Below are 18,308 nucleotides of genomic sequence, written 5' to 3'. Positions count from 1 at the left end.
CCCATGACTCGAACCCTGACCTACGCCGCCGCAGCGGCCCATGCACCACTGAGCCCGATGCACGTGGAGCGTCGCGCCCTGCGCGAGGACGACGTGCAGATCGCCATCGCCTACTGTGGTGTCTGCCATTCCGACCTGCATTACGTCCACAACGACTGGAACAGCAGTGTGTTCCCTTGCGTTCCCGGCCACGAGATCATCGGCCACGTCACCGCCATCGGCTCCGCTGTCGACCGCTACCAGGTGGGTGACGCGGTGGCCGTGGGCTGCATGGTCGACAGTTGCCAACACTGCAAGCCCTGCGCCGAAGGTCAGGAGCAGCTCTGCGTGACCCTGCCCACGCCAACCTACAACGGCAAGGACCGGGTCAGCGGCGACATCACCTATGGCGGCTACGCACAGTCCATCGTGGTGCGCGAGAAGTTTGTCCTGCGCGTGCCGACCGGCCTGGACCTCAAGCATGCCGCGCCGCTGCTGTGCGCCGGCATCACCGTCTGGCAACCGCTGCGCAAGCACCAGGTCAAGGCCGGTACGCGCCTGGCCGTCATCGGCCTGGGCGGTCTCGGCCACATGGCGGTCAAGCTGGCCAAGGCGCTGGGCGCCGAGGTCACGGTGATCACCACCTCCGCCAGCAAGGCCGATGACGCCCGCGCCCTGGGTGCCAGCCACGTGCTGCTGTCCAAGGAGCCCGCGGCCATGCAGGCAGCGGCGAGCAGCTTCGACCTCATCCTCGACACCATCCCCACCCGGCACAACGTCAACCCGTACCTGATGCTCCTGGCACGCGGCGGCACCCTGGTGCTGATCGGCGCACTGGAACCGCTGGAGCCGATCCACGGCGCCCTGCTGATGATCAACGACCGCTCCATCGCCGGCTCGCTGATGGGCGGCCTGCCTGCCACCCAGGAGCTGCTCAACTTCTGCGCCGAGCACCAGGTGCTGCCCGAGTGCGAGATGATCGCCATGCAGGACATCAACGGCGCCTTCGAGCGGATGCAGAACAATGACGTGAAGTACCGTTTCGTCATCGACATGGCCACGCTGAAGGACGCCTGACAGCGAACTCGCGAACCAGCGCCCGGTGCCCTGCACCGGGCGTTATCGTTTGTCACCAGGTCACCAGGTCACCAGCGCTGCCGCTCCCGCCGGCGCGCAGTTGAAACCGGCTCGAACCGATCGAAGCAAAAAGGCCACCCGTAGGTGGCCTTTGGCAGCGCCCTCGATCAGGGCGTGGCGATATTGAAGTTCGGCGAGAAGTTGTCCATCAGGCCCATCAGCTCGCCCAGCTTGCTCGGGTCGCCCTCGACCTTGGCCAGGCCCTGCTTGAGCGCGGCGGGGAAATCCAGCTCCTTCAGGCTGATACGGTCCAGGGTTGCCTTGTCGATGCTCAGGGAGGCGTCCGGATGCGCATGACGGCTGTCCTGCCGATAGGTCAGCACGCCGTTGCGCAGGGTCAGGGCAAAGGTCTGCTTGCGGTCGCTGAAGGTCCAGTTCACCTGCATGTCGTGGCCCTGGGCGCGCTCGGCATTCAACCGTACCGCCAGGTAGTCGAAGAACATGGCCGGCTCCAGTGCCCTCACCAGGTCGGCGGCGGGTTTGCGCAAGGTCGCTTCGACCACGCCTTTGCGCAGTTCGACGGCGGCGGACAAGTACATGTTCCGCCACAGCGAGCTTTCCGCCTGGTAGCCCAGTTGCTCCAGCGCGTCGGCCTGGGCGTCGCGTGCCGCGCGGTTGTCCGGCTGGGCGAAGACCAGGTGGTTGCCCAGCTCCACTGCCCAGCGATAGTCGCCCTTGTCCATCGCCGCGCGCATCAGCTCCAGCGCATGCTCCGCGCCCCCCAGCGCCTCGACGTAACGCGTGCCAGCCTCCTGCGGCGACAACGGGTCCAGGTTGGCCGGATTGCCGTCGTAGAAGCCCATGTAACGCTGGTATACCGCCCGCGAGTTGAAACTGAGCGAACCGTAGTAACCGCGGTTGTACCACTTGCGGTCCAGGTCCCCGGGAAGCTTCTGCATCACCGCGGAAATCTCGCTGGGCGTCAGGCCCTGGTTGAGCAGGTGCAGGGTGTGGTCGTTGAGGTAGCTGTACATGTCGCGCTGATCTGCCAGTTGCGTGCGAATGCGCTCGCCGCCCCAGGTGGGCCAGTTGTGCTGGGCGAACATCACTTCGGCACGGTCGCCGTAGCGCACCAGGCTGGCATCCAGGTACTGGCTCCAGGCCTTGGCGTCGCGCACCAGCGCGCCGCGCGGGGTAAGGATGTTGTGCTGGGTATGGGTGGCGTTCTCGGCCATGCACAGCGCGCGCATCTGCGGCAGGTAGAGGTTCATCTCCGCCGGCGCCTCGCTGCCGGGAGTGAGCTGGAACTCGATGTCGATGCCATCGATGCGCACCTGCTGGTAAGGCTTGTCGACCAGCACGGTCGGTGCGATCAGACCGACGCTGCCGCCGCTGACGCCGCCCTTGCCTATGCCGGTGTCGACCTGGCCCTTTTCACCGCGTGGCACCACAGCGCCGGACTGGTACTGCGCACGGCGGAACATGGCGGTGCCGGCAAACACGTTTTCACTGGCCGCCTCCTCCATGAAGCCGCTGGGCGCATACACCTGCACTTTGCCGGACTTGACGTCCGCCTCGTCGATCACCCCGCGCACGCCCCCGAAATGGTCGATATGACTATGGGTGTAGATCACCGTCGTCACCGGTTTGCGCGGACGCTTGCGGTAATACAGGTCCAGCGCGGCGCGGGCGGTCTCGCTGGTCATCAGCGGATCGATGACCAGCAGGCCCTTGTCGCCCTCGATGATGGTCATGTTCGCCAGGTCCAGGCCGCGTACCTGGTAGATCCGCTCGGCCACCTGGAACAACCCGGCGTTGGCATTGAGCTGGGCCATCCGCCAGAGGCTCGGATTGACCGTATCCGGCGCCGTATCGGCACTGAGGAAGTCATACTGGCGAGTGTCCCAGACGACCTTGCCGTTGGCATCGGTAATTGATCCGGAGAATGCCGCCACCAGTCCCCTGGTGGCATCCGCGTAGTCCTGACGGTCATTGAATGGCAAGGCCTTCAGCACTGCTGCGTTGCTCGCCTGGGTCGCCGCGCTGGCCGGTTTGGCCAGGGCCAGGGAGCTCTGTTCCTGGGCGCGGGCCACGCCCAGGCTGGCACCGACCACGGCGACCGCCAGTGCACTCCGGCACCAGATGCCGGCACGGGGGAAAAGGTTCGACTTCATCTTTGTTGTTCTCCAATCAGCAGATCAGCGGCCTTCTCGCCGATCATCATCGCCGGGGCATTGGTATTGCCGCCGATCAGGGTAGGCATGATCGATACGTCCACCACCCGCAGGCCCTGTACGCCACGTACACGCAGTTGCGGGTCGACCACAGAGGCCTCATCCGAGCCCATGCGACAGGTGCCGACCGGGTGGAAAGCGGTTTCCGCGTGCTCGCGGATCATCTGCTTCACCGCCTCGTCATCGCTGCCATCGAACTTCAGGTGCGCATGGAAATGCGCGTGGCCACCCAGCGCCGCCAACGGCTTCTGATCGAGGATGCGCTTGACGATGCGCGCTCCGGCCAGCAGGGTTTCCAGGTCACGCGGGTCGCCCAGCAGGTTGGGATCGATCTGTGGCGCCACCCGCGCATCGGCGCTGGCCAGGCGAACCTGCCCGCGACTGTGTGGCCGCAACACGCAGACATGGCAGTTGTAGCCGTGTCTGGTGAGTTTCTGCGGGTCGCCCAGGGCGGTGCCGAAATGCAACTGCAAGTCCGGATCGACCAGGTCAGCGCGACTTTTCAGAAAGGCGCCGGTCTCGACGATGATCGACGCGAACATGCCATAACGCTCACGCTGGTAGCGCCGCCATTCGCGCAGCAAGCGCAGGCCACCGGGCAGACTGGCGGCATAGAGGTCGGTGCTGAACAGCCGGTGATGCAGCTTGAGGTCGACGTGCTCCTGCAGGTTCTGGCCGACCGAAGGCGCCTCCCGGACCATCTCGATACCGTGCTCGGCGAGCTGATCCGCCGGACCGACGCCAGAAACCATCAGCAATTGCGGCGAAGCGAAGGACCCAGCGCTGAGGATGATCTCCCTGCGAGCCCGCAGCACTTCGCGCTGGCCATTGCGGATGACTTCCACCGCGACCGCGTGCTTGTCCTCGAAGACAATGCGCAACACCTGCGTCTCGGTCAGCACCTCAAGGTTTTCGCGCCCTCCATTGAGCGCGCCGCTACCACCGTGCAGGTAGGCGCGCGCTGCATTCCAGCGCTCTCCATCGCGTTGGGTGCGCTGGTAGAAGCCGACACCTTCCTGGGTACTGCCGTTGAAGTCGTGGTTGTACGGGTGTCCCGCCGCCAGCGCCGCTTCGATGAAGCGGCGATCAAAGGGGTTGGTGCTGCGGGTGTCGGCGACCTTCAGCGGACCGCGTCCGCCGTGCAGGTCGTTGTCGGCGTGACCGGCCAGGCGGGCGTTGGCTTCCGAGCGCTTGAAGTACGGCAGCACTTCCCGCCAGCTCCAGCCATCGCAGCCCTGCTCGGCCCATTGGTCGTAGTCGCTGGGCACGCCACGGATATAGATCATCCCGTTGATCGACGAGGTCCCCCCCAGGCCACGACCGCGCGGCTGGTAATTCTGCCGGCCGTTGAGGCCGGGCTGGGGCACGCTGTTGAAGCCATAGTTGAATGGGCCGGCCTTGGGTACGGTCGCGGCGAAACCGATGGGGATGCTGATTACCCGCTTCTGGTCGTGGCCGCCGGCTTCGAGCAGCGCGATGCTGCCCACCCGAGCGTCGGCCAGGCGGCCAGCCAGGGCGCAACCGGCCGAGCCTGCGCCGACGATGATGTAATCGTAAGTCATGCTGTGATCCACAAATGCAGCTCAAGGGAGCGCAGGCGCGAACGCCTGCAGGGATTGGAGGCAGGCTTCGCCGACTCAGGCGGAGCGGAACACAGCCTTGGCGTGGCTGAAGCGGCGGAAACCGTCGATGCCGTGGTAGGCCCCCATCCCGCTGGCGCCAACCCCACCGAAGGGCAGGCTCTCCAGGCTGGCGTGCTGGGCAATGCCGTTCACCGTCACCCCGCCGGAACAGGTACGGCTGAGCACCTGCTGCTCTTCGCCGGCGTCCTGACCGAAGTAGTACAGCGCCAGTGGACGCGGCCGAGCGTTGATGTAGGCCAGTACCTCATCCATCTCGCGGTAGGTCTTCACCGGCAGCAGCGGGCCGAAGATTTCCTCCTGCATCACCCCCAGCTCATCCGGCGGATCGATCAGCAGGGTCGGGCACATCTTGTAGAAGGGTTGTCCGGCGAAGTCTTCCTGCGCAGGATTCAGCTCGATCACCTCGACGCCAGCGGCGCGCGCTTGGTCGATGTAGCCATGCAGACGCTGGAAATGGCGCTGGTTAATGATCGAGGTCACCTCGGGGTTGTCGCGCAGGCTGGGGAAGCGCGCGGCGATGGCCGCCCGAGCCGTGGCGACGAACGCCTGCAGCGATTCCTCCGGAACGAACAGGTAGTCGGGCGCCACGCAGATCTGCCCGGAGTTGATCATCTTGGCTACCGCGACCATGGCCGCGGCGCTGGCGAGATCGGCCGAGCGCGAAAGGATCACTGGTGATTTCCCGCCCAGCTCCAGGGTCACTGGCACCAGATTGTCCGCCGCCGCGCGCATGACCTCGCGGCCAATGCTGCCGGCGCCGGTGAACAGCAGGTGATCGAAGGGCTGGGCGCAGAATGCGCGGGCGACCTCGGCACCGCCAGTGATCACCGCCACCTCATCCTCTGCATAGGCCGAGCGCAGCAGGCGCGCCAGCAAACCACTGGTGCAGGGGGTGAGTTCCGAGGGCTTGAGCATCACCCTGTTACCGGCGGCCAGGGCACCGGCAAGGCCGTTGAACAACATGTTCACCGGCCCGTTCCACGGTGTCACCACGCCGACCACGCCCAGCGGCTGGTACTGCACCCAGGCGCTGCCCTGCGGGCTGGGCCGCGACTCGCTGCGCATCCAGCGTTCGAGGTCGGCCTGGGTCTGGCGGATATTGGCCAGTGGGTACTGGATCTCCACACCGTGGGTGAAGGTGGGACTGCGCACGCCGAAGTCACGGTTGAGTGCCTCGGTCAGCTCGCCTGCATGCACCAGCAGCAATTGCGCAGCGCGCTCCAGGCGCTCGATGCGCTGTTCGGCGGTGGGCGCGGGGTCGGCGAGGAAGGCCGCGCGTTGCCGATCGAGGATGGCGCGGATACCGCTCACGTCGTATAGGTCAAGGGAGTTCATGGGCAACGTCTCATCTTGTTCTTGTAGGTCGCCTCCAGGGCGCTGCCAGCAGGCTAAGGCAGAAGTTGATATACTTCTATTGCATATGTTGAATGCCTTTCTTGCACTGGACTCATACCATGAACCTGCGTCAGCTCGAACACCTGGTGGCACTCGCCGATGAAGGCTCCTTCGTCAAGGCGGCAGCCCGCGTGCATCTCACCCAGTCCGCGCTGACCCGCAGCATCCAGAGCCTGGAAGAGACCCTGGGCATACCGCTGTGCGACCGGCAACCGCGCGGTATCACGCTGACGCCGGGAGGTCGGTTGGTGCTGGAGCGCGCGCGCAAGGCGCTGTTCGAACTGCGCGGACTGGAGCGCGACGTGCGCCTGTTCAATAACTACGAGTTGGGCGACCTGCACTTCGGCATCGGCCCTTTCCCCGCTGCGACGCTGCTCGGCGACGCCCTGGCGCAATTGAGCCAGGCGCATCCGGGGTTGCGCATCCAGGCGGCCGTGGAGGATTGGCGCACCCTGCTGCAACGCCTGCGCAACGAGTCACTGGACTTCGTGGTCTCGACGCGCCAGGCCATGCCGGAATCGGCGGAACTCGATACCCTGCTGTTGCCGGCGATGCCCTGTGGCTGGTTCGCCCGCCCTGCGCACCCGATCTTCCGCGAGCGCCGTTTGAAGGTCGCCTTGCTGCGCGACCTGGCGGTGGCCTGCGTGCCGATCCCCGACGATGCGCGTGAAGCCCTGCGCAAGGTCATGCGCTACGGGGCGGCGGATAGCGTGAACTTCAGCGTGCAGTGCAACAGTTTCGAAGTGCTGCGCAGCCTCGCGCAACGCGCCGATGTGATCCTTTGTGCGCCGCTGAGCTCAGTGCGCGAGCAATTGCACGATGGCCGCCTGCAGCAGATCGTCTTCGAGGACTCGGTGGGCTTCTCCACCCAGTTCGCTATCGTTCACCTGGCGCACCGGACCCTGACGCCGATCGCGCAGAAAGCCATCGACACCTTGATCGAGTGCAACCGCGTGGCGATGGAGAACACGGCGCCCTCCCTCGACCCGGCAGAATAACGCCCTACCCTCGCCACGGGAGTGGCGAAGGCAGGTGCGGTGTCTCAGCGCGCCAGGGCTACCAGGTTTGCGCGCAGGTGCTCGGCGCACCAGGCTTCGTGGCGCTCGGCGCTGCCCAGCAGCAGGTCGGCCACTACCGCACGCTTGAAGTAATGGCCGACGCTGCACTCTTCGGTGGTGCCAATACCGCCATGCAACTGGATGGCCTGGCCGCAGACGAACCTGGCGGCCCGTCCGACCAGTGCCTTGGCCTGCGAGGCGCGCAGTCGCAGGTCATGGTCTGCCGGATTCTCCAGCGCATCGAGCAGCACGAACAGCGACGAACGTGCCAGCTCCAGTTGCGCCGCCATGTCCGCCATGCGGTGTTGCAGCACCTGGAAGCTGCCGATGGGCACGCCGAACTGCTGGCGCACCTTGAGGTAGTCGGCAGTGATCTCGATGGCACGCTCCATGCCCCCTACCAGCTCCGCGCAAAGGCTGGCGATGCCATGGGCCAGGCCCTGGCGCAAGGCATCCAGTCCGGCGCCGGGCTGGCCCAGCAAGGCCGTGTCGTCGACGGCTACCCGCTCTAGCGTCAGCTCGGCGGCCTGGCTGCCGTCGTGCAACGGCAAGGTGCGGAGCTGCAGGCCCGGGCTGTCGGCCGCCACCAGGAACAGCGAACAACCCTCGCGGGTCTGCGCGGAGACGATGAACGCGCTCGCCTGCGGGCCACCCAGCACCAGCGTCTTGCGGCCGCTCAGGCGATAACCGCCTGCCACCGGTTCGGCGCGTGCCAACTGGCCCTCGGGCAGGCCGCGGGTCTGCTCCTCGGCATAGGCCAGGGCCAGACGCTGCGAACCGTCCGCCAGGCCCGGCAGCCAGTCGGCCTGCTGCAAGGAAGTCGCGGCGGCGATGAACGTCTGGGCCGCCAGCACGGCGCAGCCGCTGAAAGGCTGCAGGACCAGGCCGCGACCCAGTTCCTGGGCGATCAGCAGGTTATCGATGCCGGAGCCGCCCAGGCCACCGTGCAGTTCGGGCAGCGCGGCACAGAGCCAGCCCTGCTCGGCGAAGGTATCCCAGTAGTGGCCGTCATCGACGCCGGCGCGGAGCAGCGCGCTGCGCGTCTCGAAGCCGTACTCCCGGTCGACGAAGCGCCGCACGCTGTCCTGCAGCATCTGCTGCTCGGAAGAAAGAGTGAAATTCATGGTCGCAAGGCTCGTTCAGAGTTGGAAAAGCAGCTTGGCAATGATGCCGCGCTGCACTTCGCTGGTGCCGCCGTAGAGGGTCGAGGCGCGCCGGAACAGCATTTCCATGGCAATGCCACGGGCCAGCTCCTCGCGCGGCAGTCGCTCGGCCGTGGTGTCCATCGCCTCCGGCGTCGGATAGGCGATGGCACCGTAATCACCCAGGACCTCCACCATGAACTCGGTGACGCGCTGCTGCAGTTCGGTGCCACTCACCTTGAGCACCGAGCCCAGGGCATGGGCCGCCGGGCCGTGGTCGCCGGCCTGCTCCATCGCCGCGACACGCTTGACCAGCATGGCGACGGCGTCGAGCTCCGCCTCGAAGCGCACCAGTTGCAGGACGATGCCCGGCTGTTCGAGCAGGCGCTCGGCGCCGGCCGGCAGCTCACGGAGCAGTGCGCGCAACTGCTGCTGGTAGCGCCGCAGGATCGGCAGATCGGCGGCGGTGGCGTGCTCGTTGTTGAGCAGGAATTTGGTGATCTTCCAGCCATCGCCCTCGGCGCCGATGCGGTTGTGCACCGGTACCCTGACGTTGTCGAAGAAGGTCTCGTTGAGGTGGTGGCAGCCATCGATGCTGTGGATCGGCCGCACGGTGATGCCGGGCGTCTTCATGTCCACCAGCAGGAAGCTGATACCGGCCTGCTTGCGTGCGCTGGCGTCAGTGCGCACCAGCAGGAAGATCCAGTCGGCCTGATGGGCATAGCTGGTCCAGATCTTCTGGCCATTGACTACGTAGTGGTCACCATCGAGTTCGGCACGGGTGCGCAGCGAGGCCAGGTCCGAACCCGAACCCGGCTCGGAGAAGCCCTGGCACCAGAGCCGGGTGGCCTGGAAGATGCCCGGCAGGTGCTCGGCCTTTTGCCCATCGGAGGCGAAATGGTTGATCACCGGGCCGAGCAGCTTGTGGGCGAAGCCGTCGAGGGTCGGCGCGCCGGCGGCCACGCACTCCTCGTCGAATGCCAGTCGCTGCAGCACGCTCCAGCCGGTACCGCCGTGCTCCTTCGGCCAGTAGGGGGCGCCCCAGCCCCGGGCGTCGAGAATGCGCTGCCAGCGCACCAGGTCCGGCAAGGCCGAACGGATGCTGCAGCTGGGCTTGCCGGCCAGGTCCGCCGGCAGGTTGTCGCGCAGGAAGTCGCGGACTTCCTGGCGAAAGATGTCGAGGCCGGCGTCGGGTTGGAAATCCATGGCGGCCTCCTCAGTTGCGGTACAGGGTGACGACGCAGGCGCCGCCAATGCCAACGTTGTGCTGCAGGGCCACGCGCGCGCCCTCGAGCTGGCGCTGCTCGGCAGTGCCGCGCAACTGCTGGGTCAGCTCGTAGCACTGCGCCAGGCCGGTCGCGCCGATCGGGTGACCCTTGGACAGCAGGCCGCCGGACGGGTTGACCACGTAGCGGCCGCCATAGGTGTTGTCGCCGTCGTCGATGAACTGCGCGGCGCCGCCTTCGGGACAGAGGCCCAGGCCTTCGTAGGTGATCAGCTCGTTATGCGCGAAGCAGTCGTGCAGCTCCACCACGTCGACATCCTCGGCGCCGATCCCGGCGGCCTCGTAGACCTGGCGCGAAGCGTCCAGGGCCATGCCATAGCCGGCGGCGTAGCGCAGGTCTTCCTCGAAGCTGCGCGAATCATCGGTGGCCATCGCCTGGGCGGCGATCCAGACCCGCGCGTCCAGGCCGTGGCGACGAGCGTAGTCTTCGCTGCAGAGCACCGCGGCAGCGGCGCCGCAGGTCGGCGGGCAAGCCATCAGGCGAGTCATCACACCCGGCCAGAGCAGTTGGTCATTGAGTACGTCATCCGCGCTGACTTCCTTGCGGAATACCGCCAGGGGGTTGCGCGCGGCGTGCTGGCTGGCCTTGGCGCGGATCTTCGCGAAACTTTCGAGGGGGGTGCCGAAGCGTTGCATGTGGGCCAGACCGGCGCCGCCGAAGATACGCAGCGCGGTGGGCAGCTCGGCGACGCCGACCAGGGCATCGCAACGCTCGATGAAGGGATCGGCAGCGTTGGGCCGGTCGTTGTACTGGCTGGCCAGTGCGCCCGGCGTCATCTGCTCGAAACCCAGCACCAGGGCGATGTCGATGGCGCCGCTCTGGATCGCCTGGCGGGCCAGGAACAGCGCGGTGGAGCCACTGGAGCAGTTGTTGTTGACGTTGATCAGCGGGATGCCGCTCAACCCGACCGGATAGAGCGCCCGCTGGCCGCAGCAGGAATCACCGTAGATGTAACCAACGTAGGCCTGCTGGATGGCTGGGTACTGGACTCCGGCGTCCTGCAGCGCCTGGCGCGCCGCCTGCGCGCCCATCAGGTCGTAACTCAGGCTGGCGCCCGGTTTGGTGAAAGGGATCATGCCGACCCCGGCGACCACCACTTTGCGCGTCATTGCTTCTTCTCCCGTTGAGGCTCCAGGGTGCGGAGCAGGCTCTTGTACCGGCATGGTAGGGAGGAACACCGAGGGTGCTGAATCCCCTCGCGTGGGGGGGGCGGCAGACAGGTTCTGGAGGGGACCGCCGCCCACGGAGGGGGCGGCGTAGAGCGGTGGGTGGGACTACTCGAAGATCACCTTGCGACGGCTTGCGCACCACGGGTCGAAGCGCCCCTGGTAGCGCTCCTCGATCAGGTTGCGGCGTATCTTCAGGGTGGGCGTGAGCAGACCGTTCTCGATGGTCCAGGGCTCACTGACCACCACCAGGCAATCGAGCCGCTCATGGGCTTCGAGCTGCCCGTTGAGCTCGCCCAGGAAGGTCTCCAGCTCGTCCTCCAGGGCCGCGCGCTGTTGCGGATCTGCCAGCGACTGGCGCGTTTCCAAGGACACGTTGAGCAAGGCTATCGGCTGTGCCAGCCCCGACCCGGCGACGCAGGCCCCCTCGACGTGGCCATTGTTGCCCAGGCGGGCCTCGATCGGCACCGGCGCCACATACTTGCCCTTGGCCGTTTTGAACAGCTCCTTGACCCGCCCGGTGATGCGCAGCCGCCCCTGCTCATCCACTTCGCCCCGGTCGCCGGTGTGGAAGAAACCGTCCTCGCCGTAGCAGTCGCGGGTCAGATCCGGTTGCCGGTAATAGCCCAGCATCTGCCCCGGACTCTTCACCAGAACTTCGCCATCCCCGGCGATACGGCATTCGACGCCGGGAATGGTGGCACCGACATAGCCGACGCGCACTTGCCCCGGCACGCTGAAATGCGAGCAGCCGAAGTTCTCCGACATGCCATAGCCCTCCAGCAACTCGAGCCCCAGCTGGCGGTACCACTCCAGCACCGCGACCGGCAGCGGCGCCGAGCCGGACAGCGCGGTGTGCACCTGGTCCAGGCCAAGGGCGCCGAGTATCTGCTGGCGCATCGCCGCGGCCTGCTGCGGATCGGCCAGCGCCGCCTGCTGCGCGGCGAGCGGTATGCGCTCGCAGATGCCGTGGTAGAACTTGCCCCACAAGCGCGGCATCGACAGGAAGATGGTCGGCCGCGCACGGCGCAGGTCCGCGGCGAAGGTCTCCAGGCTTTCATTGAAGAACACCTGGCAGCCGTGATAGAGCGACAGCGTCTCGACCACCGCGCGTTCGGCGGTGTGCGCCAGCGGCAGGTAGGACAGCAGGCGGTCGCTGGAGCTGGCGCCGCGACCGCCGGCGTACATGACCGTGGAGGCTTCGCAGCCCCGGCACATGCTGTCGAAGCTGTGCATTACGCCCTTGGGCTGCCCGGTGCTGCCAGAGGTGTAGATGAGGGTGGCGAGGTCCGCCCGGCGTGGCTGCGCCACCGCCTGCAACGGCGCCCAGGCGTCGATCAGCGCTTGCCAGTGCTGCCCGGCCGCCACGGCTGACAACGGCAGTTCGACTACCGATAGGCCGCGCGGCACGGCGCCTTGCACTTTCTCCCAGCCGGCGTTGCCGCCGTCCAGATGATCGAGGAACAGCAGGCGCACCTGGGCGTGCTCCAGCACATAGGCCACGGTGTCGCGACTGGCCGAGGCATACAGCGGTACGCTGACGTGCCCGGCCATCCAGATGGCCAGGTCGGCCATGATCCAGTGCGCGCTGTTCCTGCCCAGGATGCCGATGTTCGACTGCGCCGGCAGGTCCAGCGAGAGCAGGTAGCTGGCCATGCGCCGGGCCTGATCCCCCACCTCACGCCAGCTATAGGTGTCGACCTGCCCCTGCCCGTACGGCTGGGTCAGGTAGAGGCTGTCGGGCATGCGACTTTCCCAATGGAGGAAGCGCTGCAGCAATGTCGGTTCTTGTTGTTGGTCGTTCATTGCGAGTCCTACGACATGCGGGCGCCATCGCGCCCACGGATGGTTGTTCTACTCGACTCAGTCCCGGCGATACAGCGCGACGACAGCGGCGCCGTCCAGGCTCTGGCTGTGTTGCAGGGCATGCCGCGCCTGCGGCACCTGACGGTCCCCGGCGACGCCGCGCAGTTGCCATACCAGTTCGGCGCATTGTGCCAGCCCGCTGGCTCCCAGTGCATGCCCCCGGCCCAGCAGGCCGCCGGATGGGTTCACCACGCGATTGCCGCCATAGGTATTGTCGCCGTCCTCGATGAGCTTTTCGGCGTCGCCTTCGCGGCAGAATCCCAGCGCCTCATAGAGCAGTATCTCGCCGATGCTGGTGGCATCGTGCAGTTCGCACAGGTCCACTTCCTCCGGGCCTATGCCGGCCTCTTCGTAGACCTGGCGGGCAGCGGCGACGCTGGCGTCATAGCCGGTGGCCCACAGCGCGCTTTCGCCGGCCAGGCCGCTGCACTGCGCCTGGGCGAGAATCTGCACCGCAGACGCCAGGCCGTGCTTGCGCGCGAAGGCATCGGAGCACAGCACGACGGCCGCGGCGCCCATCGCCGGACGGCAGCATTGCGACGCACCGAGAACCTCGAACAGCGGCGCTTCCGCCAGGACCTCTTCCAGGCGCAAGGGCTCGCGGAACAGTGCCAGCGGATTCTGCGCGGCATGCTCGCGGGCCTTCACCGCGATCATCGCCAGGCTTTCGCGGCGTACGGCGTGCCGCGCCAGGTATTCGCTCGCCGCGCGGGCGAACAGCGCATTGCCGCGCTCGACCTCGGACTGCCCGGCGCTACCGCCCGCCTCTGTGCCCAACGCCAGCACGCAGTCCGCCACGCCCAGTGCGATGGCCTGGCGCGCCAGGTGCAGGGCGCTGGCACCGCTCGCCCCACCGTTCTCGATGTTGAAGATGGGAATGCCGGTCAGCCCCAGCGGCGCGCAGGCAGCCTGCCCGGCACACGGCCGGCCGTCGGCGCTGGCGCAATAGACCGCCTCGACACGGGCGTAGTCGATCCCGCCGTCGGCGAGCGCCAGGCGCACCGCCTCACTGGCCGGCACCGCCGCGGCGCGAGGATCGGACGGCAGGAAGAATGGGCGCAAGCCCACGCCAATCACGTTGACCCGACGATTCATCTGTTGGCCTCTCCTGAGACAGTCGTTACCGCCCCTGCGGCAACTGGCGGCAGACGAAGGGCGCCAGCGGCGCCCTTCCCTGCATTCACTCCGGTACCTTCTCGAACAGCTCGACCGCACCGTTCTTCAGCACCATCACGTCCCGCTCCACGGCGCGCATCTCGACGATGATGCGGGTCGGCGATTCGCGCCACATGCGGGTCTCCAGTGTGTCGCCCGGCATCACGATGGACGCGAAGCGCGCGCGGACACTCTTGAACAGGCGCGAGTCGTTGCCGCAGAACGCCTTGATCACATGGCGCCCCAGGTAGCCGAAGGTGCACAGGCCATGCAGGAACGGCTTCTCGTAGCCGGCCTTGGCCGCGTAGTCCGGGTCCACATGCATCGGGTTCCAGTCGCCGCACAGGCGGTACAGCAGGGCCTGGTTGACGTCGGTCTGGTCGGCCAGCACGGCGTCCGGCTCGCGTGCCGGCGGCACGTTGACTTCTTCGCTGGGCACACGCTGCAGGCCGGCGCCGGGAACCCCCGGATAGAAGCCGGTCACCTCGTTGTAGAACAACGGAGTGCCGTGCTCATCGGTGGTCTCGATGGCGAGCACGCTGACCGAGCTCTTGCCCTTGTCGATGGCGGCCTTCAGACGCATGGTGTGCTTGAGTTTGGCGGCCGGCGGCAGCGGACGGTACATCTCGGTGTACTGCTCGCCATGCAGGCCCTTGCCGAACGGCAGGTTCAGCCCTTCGAGCTGCGGCTCGCCGGACTTGACCGCGCGCAGGAACACTTCGGTGGCCGGCAGTACGGCCATGGTCGGCAGCACGCGGAAGTTCTCGCCGACGAACTCGTTGACGTAGAGCAGTTCGGTGCGATCCAGCGGATCTTTCGCAGCGCCGACGGCCAGGGCATACAGCGCGGCATCGTTCTGGTCGTACTCGGTCTCCAGGTGGGACACCGCCTTGCCGGCCACTTCCATGTCGACGTACTGGTTGCCGCCCTTGGTAACGGTCGACTCCATGCGCTCGAACAGCTCCTTGAAGCCTTCGCCGCCGTCGGCGTGGTGCACGGCATGCTCGTCGAAGCGGGTAATGCGCTCCCAGTTGTCACGCACCAGCTCCGGGCTCAGGGTGTCGGTGTGCAGGAAGCGGCCCTGGGAACGTTCCCAGCGGTACTTGGCGTGGAAGCCGCCGCCGACTTCGAACAGGCCGCCGCTGTCCTGGCAGTCCGCGTGGCACAGCCAGCCAACCAGGGGCGCAACGTCTTCGACGCGCAGCTTGGCGTGCATGTCCTCGGTGAAGATGCCGCTGGCGATGACCATGCGCGAGGCGGCGATCGGGGCGATGGTGTTGACGCGGATGTTCTTGCTCGCACCCTCGATGGCCAGCGAATTGGCGAAGCCGATCAGGCCTGACTTGGCGGTGGAATAGTTGCACTGGCCGAAGTTGCCGAAGATGCCAGCGCCCGAGGCGGTCATGACGATGCGGCCGTAGCCCTTGTCGCGCATGATCGGCCAGACCGCGTGGGTCAGGCGGAAGGCGCCCTTCACATGCACGTCCTGGATCAGGTCCCACTGCTCCTCGGTCATCTTGTGGAAAGAGGTATCGCGCAGCACGCCGGCGTTGTTGATCAGGATGTCAACGGTGCCGAAATTTTCCAGCGCGGTGGCGACGATCTTCTCGCCCTCGGTGACCGAGTGGTAGTCGGCCACGGCCTCGCCGCCCAGTGCGCGGATTTCCGCCACCACGGCGTCGGCCGCGGCGGACGAGCTGCCCAGGCCGGCGGTGGTGACGCCCAGGTCGTTGACCACCACCTTGGCGCCGCGGGAGCCCAGCAGCAGCGCGTGGGCACGACCGAGGCCGTTACCGGCGCCGGTGACGATGGCAACTTTGCCGTCGAAACTCAGTTCTTGTGACACGTTCGTTCTCCTCGGGGTTTGTTCTTGTCGGGTGACGGCGACCGCTCGGGCCGCCGCGAAGTCATCAGAGGGTGCGGGCAACCAGCTCGCGCATGATTTCGTTGGCGCCGCCGGCAATGCGCAGCACCCGGTGGTCGAGGTAGTGGCGGGCCACCGGGTACTCGAGCATGTAGCCGTTGCCGCCGTGCAGTTGCAGGCACTGGTCGACGACCCGGGTGTACAGCTCTGAGCACCATAATTTGGCCGAGGCCGCGGCGTCGGGAGTCAGGCGGTGCTCCAGGCACAATTCCATGCAGCGGTCGACGTAGACCTGGCCGAGGCTGAGCTCGGCGTGCAATTCGGCCAGGCGGAAGCGGGTGTTCTGGAAATCGAAGATCGGCTGGCCGAACACGGTTCGCCCACGGGTGTAGTCGAGCGTCTGTTCGAGCACCGCGCTGGCGCCGGCGATACTGCTGACGGCGATGGACAGGCGCTCCCAGGCCAGTTCCTTCATCAGGTGGACGAAGCCCTGCCCCGGCGCGCCGCCGAGTACGTTCTGCCGTGGCACGCGGACGTCCTCGAAGAACAGCATGGTGGTGTCCTGGGCATGCAGGCCGACCTTGCGCAGCGGCTTCGATTTGCTGAAGCCCGGGCGACCGTTCTCCACCAGGATCAGCGAGATGTCCTGGGCACCCTTGCCGCTGTCGCCGGTCTTGCACACCACCACCACCAGGTCGCAGAGGGTGCCGTTGGAGATGAAGGTCTTGGCGCCGTTGATGACGTACTCGTCACCGTCGAGCACCGCGCGGGTCTTCACCGCCTGCAAGTCGGAACCGGTGTTGGGCTCGGTCATCGCCACCGCGGCGATCACGGTGCCCGCCGCCAGGCCAGGTAGCCACTGCTGCTTCTGGGCCTCGCTGCCGAAGTTGACCAGGTAGCCGGCGACGATGTCGTGCACGCCAAAGCCAATCAAGCCGGAGGCCAGGCCGGCGCGGTTGATCTCCTCGGCGGTGATCATCGAGAAGCGCCGATCCAGGCCCAGGCCGCCATAGGCCTCGGGCGTGGTGGCGTTGAGCATGCCCAGCTCGCCGGCACGCTCCCAGATGGCACGCGGCACGCAATGCGAGGCTTCCCACTGTTCCAGGTTCGGTGCGCACTCCTCGGCGAGGAAGCGCCGCACGGTGTCGCGGAAGGCCTCGTGCTCCGAATCGAACAGGGTGCGCGGGATCAACGGGGTCATAGGGACTCCTTGCAGCGGGGTCAGAGGGTGCGCGCGACCAGTTCGCGCATGATGTCGTTGGCGCCGCCGTAGATGCGGTTGACGCGGCTGTCGAGGTAGTGGCGGGCCACCGGGTACTCGAGCATGTAGCCGTTGCCGCCGTGCAGTTGCAGGCACTGGTCGACGACCTTCGAGTACAGCTCGGTGCACCACAGCTTGGCGGCGGCCGCGGCTTCGCTGGAAAGGCGGTGCTCAAGGCACAGCTCCATACAGCGGTCGACGTACGCCTCGCCCACGCCGATCTCGGTCTTGAGCTCGGCCAGGCGGAACCGCGAGTTCTGGAAGTCGATGATCGGCTTGCCGAACACCGTGCGGCCGCGGGTGTAGTCGATGGTCTGCTCCAGCACTGCCTGACTGGCGGCGATGCCGAGGATGGCGATGCTCAGGCGCTCCCAGGCCAGTTCCTGCATGAGCTGGATGAAGCCCTGGCCAGGCACGCCGCCCAGAATGTTGTCCTTCGGTACGCGCACGTCCTCGAAGAACAGCATGGTGGTGTCCTGGGCATGCAGGCCGACCTTGCGCAGCGGCTTGGACTTGGTCACGCCGGGGCGATCGGCCTCGACCAGGACCAGCGACAGGTCGCGGGAGCCCTTGCCGGTGTCGCCGGTGCGCGCCACCACCACGATGATGTCGCTGTTGGTGCCGTTGGAGATGAAGGTCTTGGCGCCGTTGATGACGTACTCGTCGCCATCGAGCACCGCGCGGGTTTTCACCGCCTGCAGGTCGGAGCCGGTATTGGGCTCGGTCATGGCCACCGCGCTGATCACCTCGCCGCTGGCCATCTTCGGCAACCACTGCTGCTTCTGCTCTTCGGTGCCGAAGTTGATGAAGTAGCCGGCGACGATGTCGTGGACGTTGAAGCCGTTCAGGCCGGAGGTGCCTGCGCGGGCCACCTCCTCCACGGCGATCATCGAGAAGCGCCGATCCAGGCCCAGGCCACCATAGGCCTCGGGCGTGGTGGCGTTGAGCATGCCCAGCTCGCCGGCGCGGCGCCAGATTTCACGCGGGACGCAATGCTGCTCCTCCCAGTGTTCATGGTTCGGCACGCACTCGTCGGCCAGGAAGCGGCGGACGGTGTTGCGGAACTCTTCGTGCTCATGCTCGAACAACGTGCGGGGGATCATGCGGGGTCTCCTCGGTGCCGGTTCAGGGCCGCGGAAGCGCGGCAGGCTTGAGGCGACGATAGGCGCAACACCGGGGGCC

General features: G+C 66.7%; 13 protein-coding genes. 2 read left to right on the top strand and 11 right to left on the bottom strand.

What is annotated here, in order from left to right; translation table 11 throughout:
* Positions 1-3 precede the first annotated feature (3 nt).
* A complete protein-coding gene (locus CTR55_RS20405) occupies positions 4-1,056 on the top strand; it encodes an NAD(P)-dependent alcohol dehydrogenase (RefSeq protein WP_296288815.1) in 1,053 nt (350 codons plus the stop codon).
* Positions 1,057-1,223: 167 nt separating this feature from the next.
* Here CTR55_RS20405 and CTR55_RS20400 read toward each other — a convergent pair whose 3' ends face one another.
* From CTR55_RS20400 to CTR55_RS20390, 3 genes are all read right to left on the bottom strand, one after another.
* Positions 1,224-3,230, bottom strand: coding sequence for an alkyl sulfatase dimerization domain-containing protein (locus CTR55_RS20400; protein WP_296288813.1), 2,007 nt, complete (start codon positions 3,228-3,230; stop codon positions 1,224-1,226).
* Complete coding sequence (locus CTR55_RS20395; RefSeq protein ID WP_296288811.1) at positions 3,227-4,852, bottom strand: GMC family oxidoreductase N-terminal domain-containing protein; 1,626 nt, start codon at positions 4,850-4,852, stop codon at positions 3,227-3,229. Before CTR55_RS20395 ends, CTR55_RS20400 begins: the two co-directional genes overlap by 4 nt.
* Positions 4,853-4,927: 75 nt before the next feature.
* A complete protein-coding gene (locus CTR55_RS20390) occupies positions 4,928-6,268 on the bottom strand; it encodes a coniferyl aldehyde dehydrogenase (protein ID WP_296288810.1) in 1,341 nt (446 codons plus the stop codon).
* Between the two features lie 119 nt (positions 6,269-6,387).
* Between CTR55_RS20390 and CTR55_RS20385 the strand changes: the two genes are divergently transcribed.
* Positions 6,388-7,326: a LysR family transcriptional regulator gene (locus CTR55_RS20385; protein WP_296288808.1), complete on the top strand. Its 939-nt coding sequence runs from the start codon at positions 6,388-6,390 to the stop codon at positions 7,324-7,326.
* 44 nt (positions 7,327-7,370) lie between these two features.
* Here CTR55_RS20385 and CTR55_RS20380 read toward each other — a convergent pair whose 3' ends face one another.
* The 8 genes from CTR55_RS20380 to CTR55_RS20345 all read right to left on the bottom strand — a co-directional run bounded on the left by CTR55_RS20380 (position 7,371) and on the right by CTR55_RS20345 (position 18,229).
* Positions 7,371-8,510, bottom strand: coding sequence for an acyl-CoA dehydrogenase family protein (locus tag CTR55_RS20380; RefSeq protein ID WP_296288806.1), 1,140 nt, complete (start codon positions 8,508-8,510; stop codon positions 7,371-7,373).
* 15 nt (positions 8,511-8,525) lie between these two features.
* Positions 8,526-9,734, bottom strand: coding sequence for an acyl-CoA dehydrogenase family protein (locus CTR55_RS20375; protein ID WP_296288804.1), 1,209 nt, complete (start codon positions 9,732-9,734; stop codon positions 8,526-8,528).
* A gap of 10 nt (positions 9,735-9,744) precedes the next feature.
* Positions 9,745-10,923: a lipid-transfer protein gene (locus CTR55_RS20370; protein ID WP_296288802.1), complete on the bottom strand. Its 1,179-nt coding sequence runs from the start codon at positions 10,921-10,923 to the stop codon at positions 9,745-9,747.
* 165 nt (positions 10,924-11,088) lie between these two features.
* Complete coding sequence (locus tag CTR55_RS20365; RefSeq protein ID WP_296288801.1) at positions 11,089-12,786, bottom strand: AMP-binding protein; 1,698 nt, start codon at positions 12,784-12,786, stop codon at positions 11,089-11,091.
* 57 nt (positions 12,787-12,843) lie between these two features.
* Positions 12,844-13,941, bottom strand: a complete 1,098-nt coding sequence (locus tag CTR55_RS20360) for a lipid-transfer protein (RefSeq protein ID WP_296288799.1) — start codon at positions 13,939-13,941, stop codon at positions 12,844-12,846.
* 85 nt (positions 13,942-14,026) lie between these two features.
* Positions 14,027-15,847 carry an SDR family oxidoreductase gene (locus tag CTR55_RS20355; protein WP_296288798.1) on the bottom strand — a complete coding sequence of 607 codons (1,821 nt, stop codon included), beginning with the start codon at positions 15,845-15,847 and terminating at the stop codon, positions 14,027-14,029.
* A gap of 64 nt (positions 15,848-15,911) precedes the next feature.
* Positions 15,912-17,057, bottom strand: coding sequence for an acyl-CoA dehydrogenase family protein (locus CTR55_RS20350; protein ID WP_296288860.1), 1,146 nt, complete (start codon positions 17,055-17,057; stop codon positions 15,912-15,914).
* A gap of 29 nt (positions 17,058-17,086) precedes the next feature.
* Positions 17,087-18,229: an acyl-CoA dehydrogenase family protein gene (locus CTR55_RS20345; protein WP_296288796.1), complete on the bottom strand. Its 1,143-nt coding sequence runs from the start codon at positions 18,227-18,229 to the stop codon at positions 17,087-17,089.
* Positions 18,230-18,308: the final 79 nt, after the last annotated feature.

It is taken from the genome of Pseudomonas sp. (assembly GCF_002796985.1).
Lineage (GTDB): Bacteria > Pseudomonadota > Gammaproteobacteria > Pseudomonadales > Pseudomonadaceae > Pseudomonas.
The sequence above is the reverse complement of the archived record's forward strand: the minus strand, read 5'-3'. Positions and strand labels throughout refer to the sequence as shown.